Source organism: Flavobacterium aurantiibacter (genome assembly GCF_002251775.1).
GTDB lineage: Bacteria > Bacteroidota > Bacteroidia > Flavobacteriales > Flavobacteriaceae > Flavobacterium > Flavobacterium aurantiibacter.
Window position 1 is genome coordinate 1 of record NZ_NOXX01000198.1, and the last position, 20,824, is coordinate 20,824.

Annotated in this window: 17 protein-coding genes; 7 read left to right on the forward strand and 10 right to left on the reverse strand. The window is 41.5% G+C overall.

Features of this window, described 5'->3' with window-relative positions; all coding sequences use genetic code 11:
* Positions 1 to 251: 251 nt before the first annotated feature.
* From CHX27_RS08765 to CHX27_RS08805, 9 genes are all read right to left on the reverse strand, one after another.
* Positions 252 to 488, reverse strand: a complete 237-nt coding sequence (locus tag CHX27_RS08765; RefSeq protein WP_094486395.1) for a type II toxin-antitoxin system HicA family toxin — start codon at positions 486 to 488, stop codon at positions 252 to 254.
* A 21-nt stretch (positions 489 to 509) separates the two neighbouring features.
* The gene (locus CHX27_RS08770; RefSeq protein WP_094486396.1) at positions 510 to 881 is read right to left on the reverse strand and encodes a hypothetical protein; all 372 of its coding nucleotides are present in this window, start codon (positions 879 to 881) and stop codon (positions 510 to 512) included.
* Between the two features lie 219 nt (positions 882 to 1,100).
* Positions 1,101 to 2,771: a sodium/sugar symporter gene (locus tag CHX27_RS08775; RefSeq protein ID WP_094486397.1), complete on the reverse strand. Its 1,671-nt coding sequence runs from the start codon at positions 2,769 to 2,771 to the stop codon at positions 1,101 to 1,103.
* A complete protein-coding gene (locus CHX27_RS08780; RefSeq protein ID WP_094486398.1) occupies positions 2,768 to 3,817 on the reverse strand; it encodes a UDP-glucose--hexose-1-phosphate uridylyltransferase in 1,050 nt (349 codons plus the stop codon). Before CHX27_RS08780 ends, CHX27_RS08775 begins: the two co-directional genes overlap by 4 nt.
* On the reverse strand, positions 3,811 to 4,986 hold the full coding sequence (galK, locus tag CHX27_RS08785) for a galactokinase (RefSeq protein ID WP_094486399.1): 1,176 nt from the start codon (positions 4,984 to 4,986) through the stop codon (positions 3,811 to 3,813). Before galK ends, CHX27_RS08780 begins: the two co-directional genes overlap by 7 nt.
* A 12-nt stretch (positions 4,987 to 4,998) precedes the next feature.
* On the reverse strand, positions 4,999 to 7,404 hold the full coding sequence (gene galA, locus CHX27_RS08790; protein ID WP_094486400.1) for a beta-galactosidase GalA: 2,406 nt from the start codon (positions 7,402 to 7,404) through the stop codon (positions 4,999 to 5,001).
* A gap of 4 nt (positions 7,405 to 7,408) precedes the next feature.
* Positions 7,409 to 8,422 carry a glycoside hydrolase family 53 protein gene (locus CHX27_RS08795; protein WP_094486401.1) on the reverse strand — a complete coding sequence of 338 codons (1,014 nt, stop codon included), beginning with the start codon at positions 8,420 to 8,422 and terminating at the stop codon, positions 7,409 to 7,411.
* Positions 8,423 to 8,427: 5 nt separating this feature from the next.
* On the reverse strand, positions 8,428 to 9,504 hold the full coding sequence (locus CHX27_RS08800; RefSeq protein WP_094486402.1) for a glycoside hydrolase family 53 protein: 1,077 nt from the start codon (positions 9,502 to 9,504) through the stop codon (positions 8,428 to 8,430).
* 3 nt (positions 9,505 to 9,507) lie between these two features.
* Positions 9,508 to 10,557, reverse strand: a complete 1,050-nt coding sequence (locus CHX27_RS08805; RefSeq protein WP_094486403.1) for an aldose epimerase family protein — start codon at positions 10,555 to 10,557, stop codon at positions 9,508 to 9,510.
* 100 nt (positions 10,558 to 10,657) lie between these two features.
* Here CHX27_RS08805 and CHX27_RS08810 point away from each other — a divergent pair, with 100 nt between their 5' ends.
* Positions 10,658 to 11,656: a GntR family transcriptional regulator gene (locus tag CHX27_RS08810; protein WP_094486404.1), complete on the forward strand. Its 999-nt coding sequence runs from the start codon at positions 10,658 to 10,660 to the stop codon at positions 11,654 to 11,656.
* 9 nt (positions 11,657 to 11,665) lie between these two features.
* Here the strand turns inward: CHX27_RS08810 and CHX27_RS08815 are convergent, their stop codons facing one another.
* Positions 11,666 to 12,040 carry an SPOR domain-containing protein gene (locus CHX27_RS08815; protein WP_165764476.1) on the reverse strand — a complete coding sequence of 125 codons (375 nt, stop codon included), beginning with the start codon at positions 12,038 to 12,040 and terminating at the stop codon, positions 11,666 to 11,668.
* Between the two features lie 203 nt (positions 12,041 to 12,243).
* On the opposite strand from CHX27_RS08815, the gene CHX27_RS08820 reads away from it, so the two are divergent.
* The 6 genes from CHX27_RS08820 to CHX27_RS08845 are packed head-to-tail and all read left to right on the forward strand — an operon-like array spanning position 12,244 to position 20,808.
* Positions 12,244 to 13,596: a c-type cytochrome gene (locus CHX27_RS08820; protein WP_094486406.1), complete on the forward strand. Its 1,353-nt coding sequence runs from the start codon at positions 12,244 to 12,246 to the stop codon at positions 13,594 to 13,596.
* A 50-nt stretch (positions 13,597 to 13,646) separates the two neighbouring features.
* Entirely contained in the window at positions 13,647 to 16,712 is a 3,066-nt protein-coding gene (locus CHX27_RS08825) for a TAT-variant-translocated molybdopterin oxidoreductase (protein WP_094486407.1), read from the forward strand.
* Positions 16,713 to 16,742: 30 nt separating this feature from the next.
* Positions 16,743 to 18,146: an NrfD/PsrC family molybdoenzyme membrane anchor subunit gene (gene nrfD, locus CHX27_RS08830; protein WP_094486408.1), complete on the forward strand. Its 1,404-nt coding sequence runs from the start codon at positions 16,743 to 16,745 to the stop codon at positions 18,144 to 18,146.
* Positions 18,139 to 18,663, forward strand: coding sequence for a DUF3341 domain-containing protein (locus CHX27_RS08835; RefSeq protein WP_094486409.1), 525 nt, complete (start codon positions 18,139 to 18,141; stop codon positions 18,661 to 18,663). The genes nrfD and CHX27_RS08835 overlap by 8 nt, the downstream gene beginning before the upstream one ends.
* A gap of 7 nt (positions 18,664 to 18,670) precedes the next feature.
* Positions 18,671 to 19,216, forward strand: coding sequence for a c-type cytochrome (locus CHX27_RS08840; protein ID WP_094486410.1), 546 nt, complete (start codon positions 18,671 to 18,673; stop codon positions 19,214 to 19,216).
* 26 nt (positions 19,217 to 19,242) lie between these two features.
* Positions 19,243 to 20,808: a quinol:cytochrome C oxidoreductase gene (locus tag CHX27_RS08845; protein ID WP_094486411.1), complete on the forward strand. Its 1,566-nt coding sequence runs from the start codon at positions 19,243 to 19,245 to the stop codon at positions 20,806 to 20,808.
* Positions 20,809 to 20,824: the final 16 nt, after the last annotated feature.

The following is a 20,824-nucleotide window of genomic DNA, read 5'->3' on the forward strand; positions in this document are numbered from 1 at the left end:
AGGCAGAACAATGCAAAAAAATGTTGCATAGCAGCGCTACGGAAGCTTTTTTTAAAGCAGTTATGGCTTAAAAACATTTTTTTATTGGACTTTTTTATAGGTCTAATTGGTATAACGCCCGGCCTGCCGCAAACCCGATTTCCCACTAAATGAGCGGCAGGATGTGCCCCGAAAAATCTAAGCTAAAACAGTGAGCAAAGAGTTGTTTAACGGTATTTAAATGTGTAATTCGTTTTTTCCTTTCCCGGAAATCAGCAGTTTTTGTCAATCCAATCGTACAATTCTTGTAGTGTTTTTCCCAACGTTGCTAAGTTTGTTTTAGCATGTAAAGCAGGAATTTCTTTGTCTTTTTCGCGATGCGTTATTGTTCTAAAACAGCCTGGACACTTGTAATGATCGTGCGATGATTTTGTTCGTAAGTATTTGCAGCCATGAGCTTCTAAAAAAGCCACCCAATCTTTTGTTTTTACAGGCCTATTGTTTCCCATGACTGTAACTTTCCAAAAAACTTAGACCGTTGCTTCAAGCATAGAAGTTCTTATAGAGCTTTTTTCAAGCCCGTGGAGCACGCCGTTTTCATCGATATAGGCCTTCGAAAAATTTTTAGTGTGGTATTTTTCTTTAAGGAATCCCAGCTTTTTGAGTTCTAAGTCTCTTTGTTCGGAGTCTAAAACCATAAGATCTCGACAAAATGTCTCCAAGTTTGCTTTGAAAGATTCTTCAGCTTCCTCTTCTGTGTTGCCGTAGCCACTAACCAACAGAGCTGGCGAAACGACAACATAATAATCTCCGTCTTTACCCGAAAATGTAAGCACCTTTAATTTGATCTCTTTGTCTTTAATTCGAATAGATTCTTTAATCTCTTTGAAGTTGAAACTCATTTCTTGAATTAATTAAATATTACGCAACATTAACCTGTGTTTGAGAGGTAGCAGAAATTCACTAAACAACAAAGATACGACGCATTTCAACTAAAATTTATTCGTGAGTTCGATAAAAAATAATACCAGATTGCTGTAAAAGATATCTTCAACCCCAGTCTGTAAATTAGGGGAATTTGTTTTTGGATGCTCTCACGCCTTCTATTTGAACCCTATTGGCTACCAAAAAATAGCGTAAAGTGCGGCGAGTATTCCTAGGATTATGAGCGTCCAAACGTTGAAGGCCGTCGAGGTTTTAAACATGCCCGGTTCGATATCCAGACCTTTAGTTTCAACACCTTTGCGGGTTTCGTACAAACTAATGATCCACATGCCGAAAATGCAAATCAGGAATACAAACCCCATACGATCAACAAACGGAATCTCGTACACACCCGACGCATTTGGAACGGCAAAACCATACGGATACAGGAATTCTAACGAAACGACACCCGGTAAAAACTTAAACAATACAGATAAGATAAATCCGCCGATAGTAGCAAACAATGCAGCGTTGGCTGTCGTCTTTTTCCAGAAGAAGCCGAGGAAAAACATCGCAAAAATCCCGGGACTTACAAAACCGGTGTATTCCTGAATGTATTGAAAGCCTCCTTTTTTATCGATGCCCAGCAAAGGCGCAACGATAACGGCAATAATCATGGCTACGACAACCGTGCGTTTTCCGATGGCTACCAATTTGGCTTCGTCGGCGGCTTTGTTCAAGCTTTTTTTGTACACATCGAGCGTAAAAATGGTGGCAATACTGTTGGCTTTTCCGGCAAGCGAGGCTACAATTGCGGCAGTTAGCGCGGCAAAGGACAAACCTTTTAATCCGCTGGGTAGCAAATTCAGCAGCGTTGGATAGGCTTTGTCGGGATTTACGCTACCGTCTTGTAGAAACTCGGCACCAAAGTAGCCGTTTTGGTAGAGCACATAAGCCGCAATTCCGGGTATAACCACGATAAGCGGCATCAGCAACTTTAGGAAGGCAGCAAATAAAATACCGTTGCGAGCTGTTTTCATATCGGCGCCGAGCGCACGTTGCGTGATGTATTGGTTACAACCCCAATAGTTGAGATTTATGATAAGCATACCGCCAATTAAAACTGATAAGCCTGGCAAATCGATGTAGTTTGGGTTGGTTTTCTCGAAAATCATGTGAAAGTGATCGGGAGCAGCTTTTTGCATGAGTTGGAAACCGCTCACAATACCTTCGCCACCTAAATGCGTTGCCACTAAATCGAGTGCGAGGTAAGTAGTGATGAGTCCGCCGAGAATGAGGAAAAATACTTGAATCACGTCGGTGAATCCAATTACTTTCATGCCTCCGAGGGTAATCATTATCGCAAAAAATGCCAGAAAGAACATACACAGATTGAGGTTTAAACCTGAAATTGCATTAATAGCTAATGCGCCCAGATATAAAATCGATGTAAGGTTTACCAAAACGTACAGCAGTAACCAAAAGATAGACATGATCATGGCAACATTTGCGTTGTAGCGTTGGTTCAGATACTGCGGCATGGTGTATATCTTGTTTTTGAGATACACGGGAATAAAGAAAACCGCTACAATAATAAGTGTAAGAGCCGACATCCATTCGTAGGTAGCAATGGCCAGTCCCATTTTGAAACCCGATCCGCTCATTCCGATAAATTGCTCGGCGCTGATGTTACTTGCAATCAGCGAAGCGCCAATGGCCCACCACGTAAGCGATCCTTCGGCAAGAAAGTAATCTTTGCTATCGGCCGTTTTCTGTTTTTTCTTTCTGTAGATGTACAATCCGTAGCCTACTATGATGAAAAAATAGAGGATAAAAACGGCATAATCTTGAAACGAGAGGGTGTTCATGGTTTTTGGTCTTTGTAGTGTTGGTTGGAAAGCGATTTTAGAATCTTTGCACTTTGCTCCGGCGTGATGTCGCGTTGGGCTTCAGCTAGCATCTCGTAGCCTACCATAAATTTTTTTACTTGTGCATTTCGCAACAATGGCGGATAAAAGTGCATGTGAAACAACCATTCTTCGTGCGTTTCGCCGTCGGTTGGAGCTTGGTGAATGCCCGCCGAGTATGGAAACGAAGTTTGAAATAAGTTGTCGTATTTGACTGTAAGTAGTTTTAGTGCTTCCGCGAAAGCCAAGTGGTCGAATTCTGAAAACTCGGCAATCGATTTATGATTTTTCTTGGAAAGCAAAAGCGTTTCGTATGGCCAAGTTGCCCAATACGGAATGACTATTGCGAACGAATTATTTTCAAATAATACGCGTTCGCCGGCTTTCAATTCTTCTTTTAGATAATCCGAAAGTAAGTTCGTTCTGTTTTCAACGAAGTATTCCTTTAGTTGGTGTTGCGTGCGTTTTATTAAGGAAGGAATAGACTGTTGTGCCCAGATTTGTCCGTGTGGATGCGGATTGCTGCAACCCATGACACTTCCTTTGTTTTCGAAAATTTGTACGTAGTTGATGTATGGCAAATTGCCCAGCTCTATATATTGTTGCTGCCAGGTTTTGCTGATTTCGGAAATATCGGTAACCGTCATTTCTGCTAAAGTTAGCGCGTGGTTTGGAGAAAAACAGACTACGCGATTTACACCCCGTTCGGGAACCGATTTAAAAAAGCGTGTCGATTTTGTCGGTTCTACACTTTCGTTAAGTAGCGCGGGGAAGTCGTTTTCAAAGACGTAACAATTTTCGTACATCGGATTTTGTTTTCCATTTGCACGGGTATTTCCGGCACAGAGGTAACAATCGGGCTCATAAGGTTTGCGTTCGCTTTGCGTTTGCGTTTCGGTTTGTCCTTGCCAGGGGCGTCCGGCTCGGTGTGGAGAAACTAGAATCCATTCGTCGAGCAACGGATTGTATCGTCGGTGTGGGTGTTGCAGTTTGTCGAATGCTACCATGTTTTCTTAATTTTCGCAGTTCCTTTAGAAATTTTTACGGGGTAGTATTTGAGCTCAATTCCAAATTCTCGGCTGTAGGCAGTTCTCAGCTGATTGATAAAATCGGGTACAGCCGCTTTCTTTATTAGGTTGATGCTGCAGCCACCGAATCCACCGCCCATCATGCGTGCTCCGAAAACCGCAGTATTTTTTTGCGCTTCGGCAACTAGGAAATCGAGTTCCGGGCAACTTACTTCGTAATCGGTCGATAATCCACGATGCGTTTCCGACATTAAACTTCCAAGCGTTTCGAAGTCTTTTTCGTTTAAAGCTTCAGCAGCCTTGCCCACGCGAGCAATTTCAGCAATCACAAAGGCACATCTTTTCAATCGAACGGCGCCTAATTCTTCCGCAACAACAGCTAAATGTTCTGAAGTACAATCTCTAAAATTTTGAATGTCGGGGAAATGCTGCTTGATAATCGCAAAACTGCTTTCAACTTCTTGTCGGCGGTCGTTATAGCCCGAGGTTAAATGCGTATGTTTCACACAGCTGTCGATCAGCAGCAAGCAGTTTTCGTCGAGTTCGGCGTTGTAGTATTGGTAGGAAAGATCATCGCAATCGAGTTTGATAACTTGATTTTTCTTTCCGAAAACAGAGGCAAACTGATCCATGATTCCGCAATTCACACCTGCAAATTCGTGCTCGGCTTTTTGTCCCATCCGCGCAAGCGTTTCGCGTGTTAAACCCATGTCGAATAATTCGTTTAGGGCAAACGCCATTCCACAAGAAACCGCAGCCGACGACGACAAGCCCGCTCCCATGGGAATACTGCTGCTCAAAACCACATCAAAGCCAGAGAAGTGCAATTCGCGATTTTTTAATTCTTGAATGACACCAATCAGGTAGTTCACCCACGTTTTGTCTATGGGTTGGAGTTTTGTATTACTTTCAAATTCGTAGTAGTCGTTTAAATCGGCAGCAAAAAGCCGTATCGTTGTTCCCGACGATTTTTTTACAGCGAAGCAAACGTATTTGTTAATTGCCGCAGGCAGGACAAATCCGTTATTGTAGTCGATATGTTCGCCGATTATGTTGATGCGTCCGGGCGAAAGGAATACGGCGTCGGGTTCTTGATGAAATTGGATTTTAAATTGTGAAACCGTATTTCGGATGAGTTTTTTCTTCATCGATAAGAGCACTTAGGGTAGTTGTTTTAGGGTGATTTTTGTGGTTTGTAATGTATTTGAGTATGCTTCAACGGTGATATCACCTGCTGTTTTTCCCGCTTGTATGATCAGCTGACATTTACCGTTAAAGGCGCTTCGTTGCCAAGTTCCGGGAGCGCATTGGTCGGGTTCGTGGCTGCTTGGGTCGCCGTTACCCACACCCAATATTTTGGCATTTTCGCTTACGCGGAATTTAATCACGTTATCGGCAACCGGAACTTCCAATCCGTTTTTGTCAACAACCGATACATTGATGATGGCGAGATCCGTTCCGTTGGCGCGCATTTTTTCAACACTAGGCGCGAGTTTTATGGCAAACGGTGTGTCGGTTGTTTTTACTTGCGCACGAATGGTTTTACCCTTTTTGATCGCAACTGCTTCTAATGTTCCGGCTTGGTAGGGCACTTTCCATTTCAAGTGTCGGTTTCGAGGCATTACTTGTTTGCCGAGCGATTTGTTATTTAGAAAAAGTTCAACTTCATCGGCGTTTGAATTCACCCAAACATCAATGTCCTGACCTACTTTATCAGGCCAATTCCAGTGCGGTGAGATATGAAGTACATCTTCATCAGTCCACCAGCTTTTGTAATAGTAGTAAATGTTTTTTGGGAATCCGCAAACATCCATAACGCCAAAATGCGAGTTAACGTTTGGCCATTGGTAGGGTGTTGGTTCGCCTCGGTAATCGAAACCGGTCCAGATAAATCCGCCTAGCCAAAAGTCGTTTTCTGCGGCAAGCACCCACCATTCTTCGGCGCGGCTTGCCCACCAAGGTGCTGTGATGTCTTGATCCGGAACATAAGCACGTTGTTTATCTGCTTCGTAAATTCCACGAGTAGTTACGGTGCTTCCCATTTCAGTTCCGATAAGCGGTTGATTCGGATGATCGCGGTGGTAATCGGCAACGGCGTTTTGGCGGTAGTTGAACCCACGAATCGGAATTACTTCGTTTACTCCGTTGAACTCGTTCGGCATATCGGCAGCGTAGGTAGAAGTTCGCGTCGGATCAAAAATTTTCTGTTGTGTTAATAAGGTTTGGGCGATTTTCTTCCCTGTTTCTGTTTTCTGAATCCAACCTTCTTCATTGCCAATCGACCAAAGAATCACCGACGGATGATTGCGGTCGCGCTTAATCAAACGTTCAAATTGGTCTAAATACTCCGGGCTGCTGTTTAGCAATCGTTGTTCGTCGACAACAAGCATGCCCAAGCTGTCGCAGGCTTCTAAAAGCTCGGGTGTAGGTGCGTTGTGGCTGGCGCGATAGGCATTGCTTCCCATTTCTTTTAGTAAGCGAATGCGGTAGTACTGTAAATCGTCGGGCATTGCAGCACCAACACCTGCATGATCTTGGTGGTTGTTTGTACCTTTAATCTTGAATCGTTTTCCGTTCAGCGAAAAGCCTTTTTTTACGTCGAATTCAAAGCTGCGAATCCCAAATTTCACTTTTTCTTGGTGAATTTTTTGTCCGCTTTTTTCAACGACAACAACTGCACGATAGAGGTACGGATTTTCTAAATCCCAGCGTGTACAATTGTTGAGCGTAAGATTAAAGCTGGCGTCGGTTTTTCGGGGTGCACCAATCTGTAAGTTCTTTTTCGAAGAGCGCGTTAACTCTTTTCCGTTGCGATCGGTAATGTATGTGTACACCGAGCAATTATCGGAAGTTAGATTTTTGTTTTCTACCTCGAGTGCCACAGAGACGTTTGCTTTTCTGCCGGAAGGCGTAGCAGTTACAAATACAGTATGCTGTGGAATGTGCAGTTTATTCGTTTCATGTAGCCACACGCGTCTGTAAATGCCGGCGCCTTCATAGAACCAACCTTCATATTGTGTAGCGTCAACGCGAACTACGAGTACATTGTCTTCTCCGTACTTCAGATAATCGGTAACATCGTACGAAAAGCCGAGGTAGCCACTTTGGTTTGTTCCTAAGTAAAAGCCGTTTAGCCAAACCGACGCATTTCTGAAAACACCGTCGAATTGTATCTCAAACCGATTGTTTTTTGAACTGTTGCTTACTTGGAATCGCTTGCGGTACCAGCCAATACTGGTTTCGAGATACAATCCGCCAACAGGTTTAAAGCCGTGAGAAATCACATCGAAGTTGTCGGAATACACGAAGGGGAGTTTCACAGCCCAATCGTGAGGCAGCTGCACCTTGGTCCATGTTGTATCAACAAACTTCGGATCAATAGCTGTTTTTGCTGCGCCACCCGATTTCGAGAAAATTGTGGCTATGCTGTAATTGAAGTCTTTTTCTGCATTAGCAGCGTGTCCGAAATGAAACCGCCAGTCGTCGTCTAAAGATGTTCGTTTTTGTGAAAATCCGGTCCAAGTAAGTACTGTAAAAAGGAGTACTATTGAGCTAAGTTTCGACATAAGTTTAGTTTTTGAATGCGTTTAATGCCGGTGAGGGTCGGCCGTCGTTTTGCCAAGCGCATAGTTTGTATTTGCTCCAACTTTCGGCACCTTGCGGCTCCCAATAAAGAACACCTAAGCCGTTGTTATTCGGAACGTTTTGTGTGGCTTTAATTGTGGCTTCGAGTAATTTGTAGGTGTTTTCAACTTGAGAAACTTCGCCACCAACTTCAACAACAAAAACCTTTTTATTGTACTTTTTGCTGAGGTTGATCATGTTGGTTTCTAAGTCTGTTATCGTTTCTGTATAATCTTTCTTAATCCAAAACGGATAGTATGAAAGCCCGATGATGTCGTATTGCACTCCGTGTTTGGTAGCCTGATCGAAAAAAGCATTGAACTTATCGATGTTGTTTCCTTCATCGACATGTACAATAACGCCCATGTTGGCGTCTACAGCTTTTGCAGCTTTATAGCCTTCGTTTAAAAGTTGCGCCAATTGTGGCCAGTTGTGCGTACAACCGTCTGGCCAAAGCATGCCTCCGGGAATTTCGTTTCCTATTTGAACCCATTCGGTAGTAACGCCTGCTTTTTTGATAGCGGATAAGACGTCGTAAGTATGATTGTAAACGGCTTTTTTTAGTTTAGGGAACGCTAATTTCTCCCATGCTTTTGGTTTGAATTGCTTTGCAGGATCTGCCCAGGAATCGCTGTAATGAAAGTCAATCATAATTCTAAAACCCAATTTGCTTGCGCGCAAAGCCAATGCGACAGTTTCTTCTTTGCTGCAATGTCCGCTTTGTGGGTTGTCATTTGGGTTTACAAACACGCGAAGTCGAACGGTGTTCATGCCGAGATCTTTTAGGATTTGAAGACAGTCCGCCGGATTTCCATTGGCATCTTTAAAAACAAATCCAGTTGCTTCCATTTGCGGAAGCCAGCTCACGTCTGCTCCTTTTGCAAATTCATTGTTCGTTTGTGCTGAACTAGAAAAGTAGCTCAAAAACAACAGTACCGGCAACCAATATTTCTTTTTCATAGCTATTAATTACGGTCTCTAAATTGTGTCATTACAGGCAGTGCATTGTTGTTAAAATCCCAAAGCGCTTGGTTTTCCCAAGTTGAGCCATTGCTTGCAGTATTTCCGCGGAACGCAACCCATTCAGCACCCCAATAACAAAAGCCAATGCCAAATTCTGCGACTTCTGCGGTGTTATGTATCGATGACAAAAACGCGCGCTGACCTTCAGCGGTAGCAGAGAAACCAGGGTGTAATTGCTCGTCCAAACCCATTATATTGTTTGTATAATCATTGAATCCTAGTGTAAAAGGATACGAGGTTTCAGCAATTAAAACTTTTTTATTGTAAAGACTGCCTAATGCATCCATTGTTTCTTTAAGTCGATTTAAACTTTTTCCGTGCCAAATAGGGTAGTAGGAGAGTCCGATATAGTCGTAATCTAAATCTTTAACTTTATCAAAAAACCAATCGGAACCGTTCATACCAGCGAAGTGCAGCATAATTTTAGTTTGTGTTGATTGCGCACGAACCGCTTCAATACCCGCCGATGCTAGCGCTTTAAAATTTGCTTCATTTGTCGATAAGCGTCCTTCGGGCCACAACATACCGTCGTTGGTTTCGTTTCCAAATTGAATAAGGTCGGGTTTAATTTGCGTCATAATCTCGGTTGTGTAACTTGCAACGGCCGTTTTCAGTGCTTCGAGATTCATGTTTTGCCACGCTTGTGGTTTGGTTTGATGTCCGGGATCTGCCCAAGTGTCGGAATAGTGCACAGTTAACCAAACTTTTAAACCAGCTTGATGTACGCGGTCTGCAAACGTTTTTACTTCTTGAAAACTGCTACTCGAGGTTTCAGGATTATTCCAAATACGAATTCTAATGTAGTTACAGCCTGCGTTTTTTAAGGTAATGATCGGATCTTCAGGTACGTTATTATTCTTAAAAACGGTTCCTTCACTTTCAATGAGTGGTAAAAACGACATGTCGGCTCCGCGAATGAATTCGTCGGTTACAACATCGGGTGGCGTGGTGGTTGAATTGTTGTCGGAAGAGCAAGCCGCAAGTAGTGCAGCAAAACAAAAAATGGCGATCTTTTTCATATTCTATTCAGTTTTATTTGTTTCAAATTGAAATATACTTTCGTGGAAATAGGTTTCGTTTGGTTGAATTATTGAGTTTGGAAAGTGCTTTTGGTTGGGTGCATCTGGATAGTTTTGTGTTTCAAAGCAAATACCCGACGTTTCGCCATACTTAGCAAAGTTTTTCCCAGCAAGGGTATTAAAGCAATTTCCTCCTACATATATATGTACTGCGGGTTGATTGGTAAACACGCTCAGCTTAATTTTTGTAGACGGACTGTGTAGCACTGCTGCTAGAGGTTGAGCGAGCGTAAATGTATTGTCTATCGAACGCGGACAATTTTGAATCTCAGTGAAATTTAAGGCGGTATTTATTGTTGGCACAATCTTTCCTGTAGGAATACCGTCGGGTTTCGTTTCGAGATAGGATTCCGAAAATACTTTTAGTTTTTGAGATAAAACCGACCGTCCATCGCCATCTAAATTGAAATAACTGTGTTGTGTGAGGTTTATGGCTGTTGGTTGGTCTGTTGTTGCAGAAAATCGAACTTTTAGTGCATTATCGTCGGTTAAGACATAAGAAACAGTAACGCTTACCTCGGCGTTGTAATTAGCACTGTTGAGTTTTGTACCTATATTAAAGACTAATTGCTGTTTGTTGCTTTTTTCTGAGTCAAAATTCCAAATTTGGTTGCTCAGATTTTTAAAACCGCCATGAAGCTGGTGCGGTCCGTGATTTTGATCGAGCTGAACGATTTTTCCATCGAGTTCGAATGAGGCCTGATCGATTCTTCCGGCATATAAACCAACGGCAGCTCCTAAATAAGGTGCATTGGGTAGCGAAAATGAATTTTCATAGTTGGCAGCCGAATCAAAACCCAAGACAACATCCATTTTTTCAGATTCTGAAACGGGAACCAATAAATGAGTGATTGCAGCGCCGTAGGTAGAAGCGCTTAATTCATAGCCGTTTGCATTCGTTATCTTGTGTTTGAAAACTTCTCGGCCGTCGGCAAGCAAACCAAATGAGCTGGTAATTATTTCGGAATTAAATTGCGAAATGTAATTTTTCATGGCTGTTTTTTTCAACTATTTTCAAAAATAGACACATTTTGCTAAATTGCAGACCAGTACCTACCGGTTTTACATAAAAACGTTACCGGTTTTTTGAACAATGCGAATCATACAAGTAGATAAGGGGTCGGTAGTGCCGGCGTATAAACAGATAGTTTCTCAGGTAGAAATGGCGATTTTGAGTAAGCGCTTGTTTAAAGATGAGCGTTTGCCGTCGGTAAATAAGGTTTGTTTGGAAAATGGTATTTCGCGAGATACGGTATTTCAAGCGTTCGATGAGCTGAAGCGGCGCGGAATTATTTATGCCATAATGGGTAAAGGCTATTTTGTTAAGACGGTCGATTTCCAGCAAGGACTTCGTTATTTCTTGTTGTTTGACGAATTGAATGCATTTAAAGAGCAGCTTTTTCAAGCTTTTATTTCTGCTTTAGGCGGAAAGGCGCAAATAGATTTTTTCTTTCATCATTTCGATGCAAATATGTTTCGGAAGTTAATTCGCGATGCAAAGGGAAATTACGCCAAGTATATTTTGATGCCGTCGAATTTAACGGATATCGAAGATGTTATAGCTACATTACCGGTGTCCGACGTTTTTATCTTAGATCAGATTCGCGATTCGTTGGAAGGCTATCCGGCAATCTATCAAAATTTTTCAGCTGCCATGTATAATTCTCTATCGGAAGCAAAAGGAGCACTTATGAAATATCAGAAAATAAAATTGATTTTCACTAGTTATAAAGAGCCGATTGGCATGGTGCGGGGATTTAAGCGTTTTTGTGAAGAAAACGACTTTTCTTATGAAATAGTGACAGATATAGCGCAGTTTCGTTTAGAAGTGCGCTGCGTTTACGTGGTGCCTAATGACGAAGATTTGGTGTTTATTATTGAAAGCTGTTTGGAGAAAGGCTTCCAAATAGCAGAGGATGTCGGACTGATTTCTTATAACGACACGGCCTTAAAGCGGGTAGTTGCCAGTGGAGTTACCACTATTTCCACCGATTTTGCTGCCATGGGAAAACGTTTGGCGGAAATGGTATGGGACCAAGAGCGAGTAAAGATTGAGAATCCAAGCCGACTAATAGTGCGGAAGTCGCTATAAGGCTGTGTATTACTTTTTAGGTTTAATAACCAAAGCTTGTTTGTAGCTCTTTTTAAGTGCGAGAAGCTGTCGTTCCGCTTCTATACGAGTTCGAAAATTCCCAACCCAAAGTTTGTATAAAGGTGCGCTAAACGAGACCACGGCATCTAAATCGGGGAATTGCTTCTTAAATTCCGACATTTTTTTCTTCAATTCCTCGCTTGTGCCCGTGTAAATTTGAATGCGATAGGTGTCAGAAAAGTTAATAACGCTCGCTATTTTCTGTCTTTCTTTTAAGATTTTGTTCACACTCTCTTCGGTGGAAGAACTTTGGTTTTGTCCGTAACTAAAACAACATGCGAATGTTAGCGCGATGAGTGTAATCTGAAACGTCTTTACTTGCATCAATATTGAGTTTAAACAAATGTAAAAATTAAATTTAACTTGAAAATAGCTGTTATTTAGAGTCATTATAAATTATAAATTATCATAATTTTAAGGTTTTTCAAATTGGTGTTTCGTCGTATTTTTGCTCAAATTTTTGAGGAAGCGCTGTGTTTTGGTGATTTCTCAATAATTATACGCAAAAGACGATAATCAACTCTGATATGAAACTACCGGGTATTAGTCCTCTGATTTCAAAAACATCATTATTTACTTTATTACTATTGGTCGTGGCGCAATTTGCGACACAGGCTCAGGCTCCTGCGGCAGCTGCTCCTGCTGCTGCGCCGGCCGCTGCTGCTCCCGCTGCAGCTGCTGCTCCTGCTGGTGCTGGTGATCCTGTTGCAGGCAAGGCTTTATTTAATGCCAATTGTGCTGCTTGTCACAAATTAGATGCCAAGATGACCGGACCTGCACTTCGCGGTGTGGCTGAGCGTCTTGACAAAGAATTTCTTTACAAGTGGATCAAAAACAGTTCTGAGGTAATTAAATCTGGCGATGCATACGCTTTAAAAATTTTTAACGAGTACAATAAATCGGTGATGACTGCTTTTCCGCAGTTAACAAATGCCGATATTGATAACATCTTGGCGTATACTTCGCAGCCAATTGAAGCTCCTGCTGCTACCGTTGCTGGTGCGGTTCCCGGGGGTCCAGTAGCTGAAGATGGAAGCACAAACGCAATTATTTTAGGTGCGCTTATTCTAGTTCTAGCGATATTAATTTTCATGCTTGTTAAAGTTAATTCGGTACTGACACAAATCGCTAAGAATAACGGAACACTTCCAGAGCCTAAAGCAGCAGGTACGCCGATATGGAAAGCTTATGCTAAAAACCAATTCTTAGTATTGGTGACGGCTATTTTCTTATTGCTTTCGAGTGCTTACTTCGTGTATGGATATTTAATGCAGATAGGTGTCGATCAAGATTATGCGCCAATTCAACCAATACACTACTCTCACAAAATTCATGCTGGTGATAACGGTATCGATTGTAAATACTGTCACTCATCGGCTCGAGTTTCTAAACACGCTGGTATACCATCACTAAACGTATGTATGAACTGTCACAAAAACATCGCTGAATTCGTTGGTGATAAAGATTCAACATATACAGAATATTCAAAAGAGTTTTACACTGCTGAAATTCAAAAATTATACGATGCGGTGGGTTGGGATAAAACCAATCAGAAATATACAGGGAAAACGAAACCAGTTAAGTGGGTACGTATCCACAATCTTCCCGACTTCGCATACTTCAATCACTCTCAGCACGTAACCGTAGCGGGCATCGAATGTCAAAAGTGTCACGGTCCAGTTGAAACATACGAAATTCAAAAGCAGTTTGCTCCACTAACAATGGGTTGGTGTATTAATTGTCACCGCGAAACAGAAGTGAAAATGGAAGGGAACGCGTATTACGACAAAGTACACAAAGAATTGTCTAAAAAGTACGGTGTAACAAAATTAACTGCTGCACAAATGGGTGGATTAGAGTGCGGTAAGTGTCACTACTAGTCCGATACACAGAGTAAAATAATAAAGTTTCTAGCCTAACATCGAAAAGAATGTCATCAAATAAAAAATACTGGAAAAGTGTTGAAGAACTAAATGAAAATAGTTCTATTGTTGACGCATTGAGAAGCAATGAGTTTGTAGAAGAAATTCCAACAGATTCGTTTTTAGGAAATGCAGATAAACTAAATGCTACCGGAACCTCTAGAAGAGATTTTCTAAAGTTCGTAGGTTTCTCTACTGCAGCGGCGACATTGGCAGCTTGCGAAGGTCCGGTTCACAAATCGATTCCTTATGTTGTGCAACCAGAATCAGTGATTCCAGGTGTAGCAGATTATTATGCTACAACTGTTTTCGATGGTTACGACTTTGCCAACGTTTTGGTGAAAACGAGAGATGGCCGACCAATCAAAATCGAAAACAATAAAACGGCAGGTGCTACTTTTTCGGCAAATGCGCGTGTTCATGCGTCGATTTTAGGTCTTTACGATAATTATAGAATCAAACAACCTACAATTAAAGGTAAAACTGCCGATTTCGATAAGGTTAGTAATGCCATTTCGAAAGCCTTAGCTGATGCCAAGAGCGCTGGAAAACAGGTTGTTTTGTTGACTCCGACAATCGCTAGTCCGACAACTTTTAAACTTATTGCAGAATTTATCGCTGCAAACCCAACAGCAAAACACGTAATGTACGATGCTGTTTCTTCTTCGGCAGCTCTAGACGCCTATCAGCAAGCCTTCGGAACAAGAGGTTTGGTTGATTACGATTTGTCGAAAGCAGATGTAGTTGTGGGAATTGGTGCCGATTTCCTTGGCGATTGGCAAGGTGGAGGTTACGACAAAGGATACGCATCAAAACGTGTTCCGAAAAATGGAAAAATGTCAAAGCATTTCCAGTTTGAAGCGAACATGACTTTGTCAGGTGCATCTGCAGACAAGCGTGTACCAATGTCAAATTACCAGCAAATTCAAGCACTTTTAACTGTTTACGGTGTAGTTACTGGAACAGGAGTGAGTGGTAACGTTGATGCAAAATACAAAGACGCTGTTTCAAAAGCAGCTCAACAATTAAAAGCAGCTGGTTCTAAAGGTGTTTTATTGTGTGGAATCGACGATAAAAATGCACAATTATTAGCATTAGCTATAAATGCTGCGCTTACTTCTGAAGCTTACACTACTGCGGGAACTAGATTAGTTCGCCAAGGTTCAAATGCTGCAATAGCACAAGTATTACAAGAAATGAATGCCGGAAATGTGGGTGTATTGATTACATCACACGTAAATCCAGTTTATTCATTACCAAAATCATACGGCTTTGAAGCTGCGATGAAGAAAGTTCCGACTTCAGTATTCATAGGTTTACGATCTGATGAGACTGCTGTTGCTTCTTCGATTGTTATTGGTTCAAATCACTACCTAGAATCTTGGGGTGATTACTCATTGTTGAAAGGAAGCTATGCTTTAGCACAGCCTACTATTCGTCCACTTTTTTCTGCTAACAAACAGTTTGAAGATGTTTTATTGGCTTTAACAGGTCGCAAAAATCTTTCATATTACGATTATCTTAAAGCTAATTTCCCGGTAGTTTCTGGTGGATTAAGCTGGGGTAAAGTTCTACACGATGGTGTAAGCGGAACGTATGCAATAGGTCAGTCAACAGGTGTTGCTGTTGGAGATGCTGTTACTGCTTTATCTGCTGCGAAAAGCGAAGGTCCTTACGAATTGAATTTATATTCTAAAGTAGGGATGGGCGATGGTCAACATGCCAATAACCCGTGGTTACAAGAGTTCCCAGATCCAATTACTAGAGTGTCTTGGGATAACTACGTAACTGTTTCAAAAGCCGACGCTGATAAATTAGGTTTGGTTAATGTAAATGTTGCAAACGGTGGTTTGAACGGTTCCTATGTTAACTTAACTGTAGGATCTGCTAAATTGGAGAAAGTTCCTGTTATCATTCAGCCAGGTCAAGCTCCAGGTACAATTGGGCTTTCTTTCGGTTATGGTAAGAAAGAAGGATTAAAAGAAGAGATGCAAATAGGTAGCAACGCATTTGTGTTGTACCAAAATTTTAAATCCTCATTACCTGTAAGTATATCAAAAGCCGACGGTGAGCACGAATTTGCTTGCGTTCAGTTGCACAAAACTTTGATGGGTCGTGGCGATATTGTTAAGGAAACTACACTTGAAATCTTCAGAACGGAAGACGCTTCTAAATGGAACGTTGCTCCGATGGTTTCTCTAGATCACAGTCCAGTTAAAGCTGTTGAAGTTGATTTGTGGGATTCTTTCGATCGTTCTACCGGGCATCACTTCAACTTGTCTATCGATTTAAATGCATGTACAGGTTGTGGTGCTTGCGTTATTGCGTGTCATGCTGAGAATAATGTTCCAGTTGTTGGAAAGTCGGAGGTGAGAAGAAGCCGCGATATGCACTGGCTTCGTATTGACAGATACTACTCAAGTGAAACGACTTTCGAAGGTGATAACGAGAAGAAAGAAAATTTCGACGGATTAACTGGTGATAAAGGATCGTTAGGTGGTTTCTTAGAATTAGAATCTGCTTCGGAGAATCCACAGGTAGCTTTCCAACCTGTTATGTGTCAGCACTGTAATCACGCGCCTTGCGAAACGGTTTGTCCGGTTGCCGCAACATCTCATAGCCGTCAGGGACAAAACCACATGGCTTACAACCGTTGTGTTGGAACGCGTTATTGCGCCAATAACTGTCCATATAAAGTAAGAAGATTTAACTGGTTCTTGTATAATAACAACGACGAGTTTGACTTCCACATGAACGATGATTTAGGGAAAATGGTTCTAAATCCAGACGTTAATGTTCGTTCTCGTGGAGTTATGGAGAAATGTTCGATGTGTATCCAAATGACTCAGGCTACTATTTTAGAAGCTAAACGTTCAGGCAGAGAAGTTCGTGCAGACGAATTTGAAACCGCTTGTTCGGCAGCATGTTCTTCAGGTGCTATGAAGTTTGGAGATGTAAATAACAAAGACAGCGAAGTTGCTTCATTTTTGAAGGATGAGCGTATGTATCATTTGTTAGAGCACGTCGGAACAAAACCAAACGTGATGTATCATGTTAAGGTTAGAAACGTTTAATTGACTATTAAGTAATATCATAAAGGAAATATGTCGTCTCACTACGAAGCACCCATCAGAAAACCTTTAGTAATTGGTGATAAATCTTATCACGACGTGACTGTTGATGTTGCTGCGCCTGTTGAAGGTAAAGCTAACAAACAATGGTGGACTGTCTTTCTTATTGCACTCACTGCTTTTCTGTGGGGAGTTGGTTGTATAACTTATACCATTTCTACAGGTATTGGAACCTGGGGATTGAACAAAACAATTGGTTGGGCTTGGGATATCACCAACTTCGTTTGGTGGGTTGGTATTGGTCATGCAGGAACACTTATCTCGGCCGTACTTCTCTTGTTCCGTCAGAAATGGAGAATGGCAATCAACCGATCTGCGGAAGCGATGACCATATTTTCGGTTGTGCAAGCAGGTTTGTTTCCAATCATCCACATGGGTCGTCCATGGTTGGCATATTGGGTACTTCCAATTCCAAACCAATTTGGTTCGTTATGGGTTAACTTTAATTCGCCGCTTCTTTGGGACGTATTCGCGATTTCAACATATCTCTCTGTTTCATTAGTTTTCTGGTGGACAGGTTTACTTCCTGACTTTGCTATGATTCGCGACCGCGCTGTAACGCCATTCAATAAAAGAATCTACTCAATACTGTCATTTGGTTGGTCAGGTAGAGCTAAAGATTGGCAACGTTTTGAAGAGGTATCTTTGGTACTTGCAGGTTTAGCTACTCCACTGGTACTTTCCGTACACACAATCGTATCATTCGACTTTGCTACCTCGGTAATTCCAGGATGGCATACTACGATTTTCCCACCGTATTTCGTGGCTGGTGCAGTATTCTCCGGTTTTGCGATGGTTAATACGCTTCTTATAATCATGAGAAAAGTATCTAACCTCGAGGCATACATTACTATTCAACATATTGAATTGATGAACATCATCATCATGATTACTGGTTCGATTGTAGGTGTTGCTTACATAACTGAGTTATTTATCGCATGGTATTCAGGTGTAGAATTTGAACAATATGCCTTCTTGAACCGTGCAACTGGACCTTACTGGTGGGCATATTGGTCGATGATGACTTGTAATGTGTTTTCACCGCAGTTCATGTGGTTTAAGAAATTAAGAACGAGCATCATGTTCTCATTCGTTATTTCGATTGTAGTAAACATCGGTATGTGGTTCGAGCGTTTCGTAATTATCGTTACTTCGCTACACAGAGATTATTTGCCTTCAGCTTGGACAATGTTCTCTCCGACTTTCGTTGATATTGGAATATTTATAGGTACAATAGGATTTTTCTTCGTGTTGTTTTTATTGTATGCTCGCGCTTTCCCTGTTATCGCTCAGGCAGAAGTTAAGACAATTTTGAAGTCATCTGGAGAATATTACAAAAAGAGAAGAGAAGCTAATAAAGACGTACACCATGACTAATAAAGTTATCCACGCCATTTATAACGACGACGATGTCTTAATGGATGCAGTAAAAGCAACCCGTGCGGCGCATCATCATATAGAAGAAGTTTACACACCTTTCCCTGTTCACGGACTAGACAAAGCGATGGGATTGGCTCCAACTCGACTAGCAATCTGTGCTTTTCTTTACGGAGTTTGTGGGATCAGTTTCGCAACTTGGATGATGAACAACATCATGATTGTTGACTGGCCGCAAGATATAGGTGGTAAACCAAGTTTTAGTTATATCGAGAATATGCCGGCTTTTGTGCCTGTTATGTTTGAGATGACCGTATTTTTCGCTGCACACTTAATGGTAATAACATTTTACATGAGAAGTAAATTGTGGCCTTTTAAGGAAGCTGAAAATCCAGATGTTAGAACAACCGATGATCATTTCCTTATGGAAGTTGAATTAAAAGGTTCAGAAGAAGAAGCCGTGAGTTTCTTTAAATCTACTGGAGCTGTCGAAGTTAAAGTTATAGAAAAGCACTAATTCAGCCATGAAACATATATTAAAGATTAGTTCCATTTTTGCTTTGGTTGTTTTGTTGACCTCTTGTCATGATAAGAAGAGTCCGAACTACCAGTACTTTCCTAACATGTACGAGTCTGTTGGCTACGAAACTTATTCTGAGTCTAGTGCTTTTAAAAATGGTCAAGAAGCGCAGCTTCCACCAAACGGTACCTTGAAAAGAGGGGCAGAAATTTACGATTTGCCAAATACGACTGCAGGCTACGATGCATCAAAATTAGTTGTGACTTCACCTCTAGACTCTACGCAGGTGGATATGAAAAAAGCTGAGGAACTTTACAACGTGTATTGTGCCATTTGTCACGGCGAAAAAGGAAACGGACAAGGAAACCTTGTGAAAAGGGAAAAGCTTTTGGGTATTCCGAGCTATAAAGATAGAGTTATCACTGTGGGTAGTGTGTTCCATGTTCAAACTTTTGGTTTGAATTCAATGGGATCTTACGCGAACCAACTAGATGCCAAAGAGCGTTGGATGGTAGCTGCCTATGTTATGAAATTAAAAAGCGAACTGTAATATCTTAATTTACTGAACTACGGATTATGTACACTATATCACGCAATCTTAGAATAACAGCAATTCTCCTGATTATACTCGGAGGAATAGGTATTGCAGTGGGCTTTATGCAAGCTCCAAAGACTATTGAACAGGCTCAAGAAATTATTGCAAAAAATAGCGAGCATGGTGGTCATGGTGAAGCTCATGGTTCCGCGCATACTGCAGGACATGGGGATGCTCATGCTGCTTCAAAAGTGGAAGCTCACAAAGACGCCGCTCAAACTGAGGAAGCTAAACATGAGGGTGTTGCACACGAAAATGTGGCACACAAAAACGATACTATTAAGAAAGCCGTCGATACTGCAGTAGTTGCTGCAGCGGACGTGAAGTCTTCTGAAAGCGTTGTAGCAAAAGATACCGCGGTAGCTCCTGTGGCTCCAGTAGTCCATGAAGAAGCAGCTAAAAAAGACGTTCATGCCGCACATGACGATCATGCAGCACACCAAGCGCACCTAGAACACCAGTTCCACCAATTGCAAAACAAGCCTTGGGCAGCGTTGTATGTTGCGTGTATCTTTGTGATGTTAATTTCGTTAGGGGTTCTAGTATTCTACGCAATTCAGCAAGTAGCTCAGGCTGGATGGTCTCCGGTTTTGTTTAGAGTAATGCAAGGAATCACTGCATATTTACCAGTTGGTTCTATTATTTTCTTTGTCATATTGGTGTTATCAGTAATGCATTTTAACCATCTGTTCGTATGGATGGATGAAGAGGTAGTGAAGAATGATAAACTGATCCAAGGAAAGTCTGGATATTTGAATCCAACATTTTGGTTGATTCGTGCGGCTATTTTCTTAATCGGTTGGAATCTTTATCGTTATCTGTCAAGAAAGAACTGTTTAGCACAAGATGCTGCCTCTGACGATAGTTTCTATAAAAAGAATTTCAAACTATCAGCCGGTTTCTTAGTGTTCTTTATCGTAAGTGAGTCGATTATGGCTTGGGATTGGATTATGTCATTCGATCCACACTGGTTCAGTACACTATTTGGTTGGTATGTCTTCGCAAGTTTCTTCGTGAGTGGAATTACTACAATTGCGCTGGTAACACTTTACCTACAATCAGTTGGAGAGTTGAAATTTGTCAATAGCAGCCATGTTCACGATTTAGCCAAGTTCATGTTTGGTATCAGCGTTTTTTGGACATACTTATGGTTCTCGCAATTCATGTTGATTTGGTATGCAAACATTCCAGAAGAAGTTACCTACTTCGTTCAGCGAATTGAAGATTACAACCTTCCATTTTTCGGAATGCTCGTGATGAATTTCCTTTTCCCATTGTTGATTCTTATCAATACTGATTTCAAACGTATTAAGTGGGTTATCGTAATGGCAGGTATTGTAATCTTATTAGGACACTACGTTGACTTCTTTAACATGATCATGCCGTCGGCTGTGGGCGACCAGTGGTTCATCGGAATTCCAGAAATAGGAGCACTAATGTTCTTTGTAGGTTTGTTCCTTTTGGTGGTATTTACAGCGCTTGGAAAGGCAGATTTACTTGTGAAGCGCAATCCATTTATTGAAGAAAGTAAGCATTTTCATTATTAATTTTAAAGATTTAAAC

Coding starts and splice junctions, on each gene's coding strand:
- CHX27_RS08795 (WP_094486401.1), bottom strand. CDS start 8,422: ATGAAAAAGAAATATTGGTTGCCGGTACTGTTGTTTTTGAGCTACTTT.
- CHX27_RS08770 (WP_094486396.1), bottom strand. CDS start 881: ATGAGTTTCAACTTCAAAGAGATTAAAGAATCTATTCGAATTAAAGAC.
- CHX27_RS08800 (WP_094486402.1), bottom strand. CDS start 9,504: ATGAAAAAGATCGCCATTTTTTGTTTTGCTGCACTACTTGCGGCTTGC.
- CHX27_RS08840 (WP_094486410.1), top strand. CDS start 18,671: ATGAAACATATATTAAAGATTAGTTCCATTTTTGCTTTGGTTGTTTTG.
- CHX27_RS08765 (WP_094486395.1), bottom strand. CDS start 488: ATGGGAAACAATAGGCCTGTAAAAACAAAAGATTGGGTGGCTTTTTTA.
- nrfD (WP_094486408.1), top strand. CDS start 16,743: ATGTCGTCTCACTACGAAGCACCCATCAGAAAACCTTTAGTAATTGGT.
- CHX27_RS08835 (WP_094486409.1), top strand. CDS start 18,139: ATGACTAATAAAGTTATCCACGCCATTTATAACGACGACGATGTCTTA.
- CHX27_RS08810 (WP_094486404.1), top strand. CDS start 10,658: ATGCGAATCATACAAGTAGATAAGGGGTCGGTAGTGCCGGCGTATAAA.
- CHX27_RS08775 (WP_094486397.1), bottom strand. CDS start 2,771: ATGAACACCCTCTCGTTTCAAGATTATGCCGTTTTTATCCTCTATTTT.
- CHX27_RS08820 (WP_094486406.1), top strand. CDS start 12,244: ATGAAACTACCGGGTATTAGTCCTCTGATTTCAAAAACATCATTATTT.
- CHX27_RS08825 (WP_094486407.1), top strand. CDS start 13,647: ATGTCATCAAATAAAAAATACTGGAAAAGTGTTGAAGAACTAAATGAA.
- CHX27_RS08780 (WP_094486398.1), bottom strand. CDS start 3,817: ATGGTAGCATTCGACAAACTGCAACACCCACACCGACGATACAATCCG.
- galA (WP_094486400.1), bottom strand. CDS start 7,404: ATGTCGAAACTTAGCTCAATAGTACTCCTTTTTACAGTACTTACTTGG.
- CHX27_RS08815 (WP_165764476.1), bottom strand. CDS start 12,040: ATGCAAGTAAAGACGTTTCAGATTACACTCATCGCGCTAACATTCGCA.
- CHX27_RS08845 (WP_094486411.1), top strand. CDS start 19,243: ATGTACACTATATCACGCAATCTTAGAATAACAGCAATTCTCCTGATT.
- CHX27_RS08805 (WP_094486403.1), bottom strand. CDS start 10,557: ATGAAAAATTACATTTCGCAATTTAATTCCGAAATAATTACCAGCTCA.
- galK (WP_094486399.1), bottom strand. CDS start 4,986: ATGAAGAAAAAACTCATCCGAAATACGGTTTCACAATTTAAAATCCAA.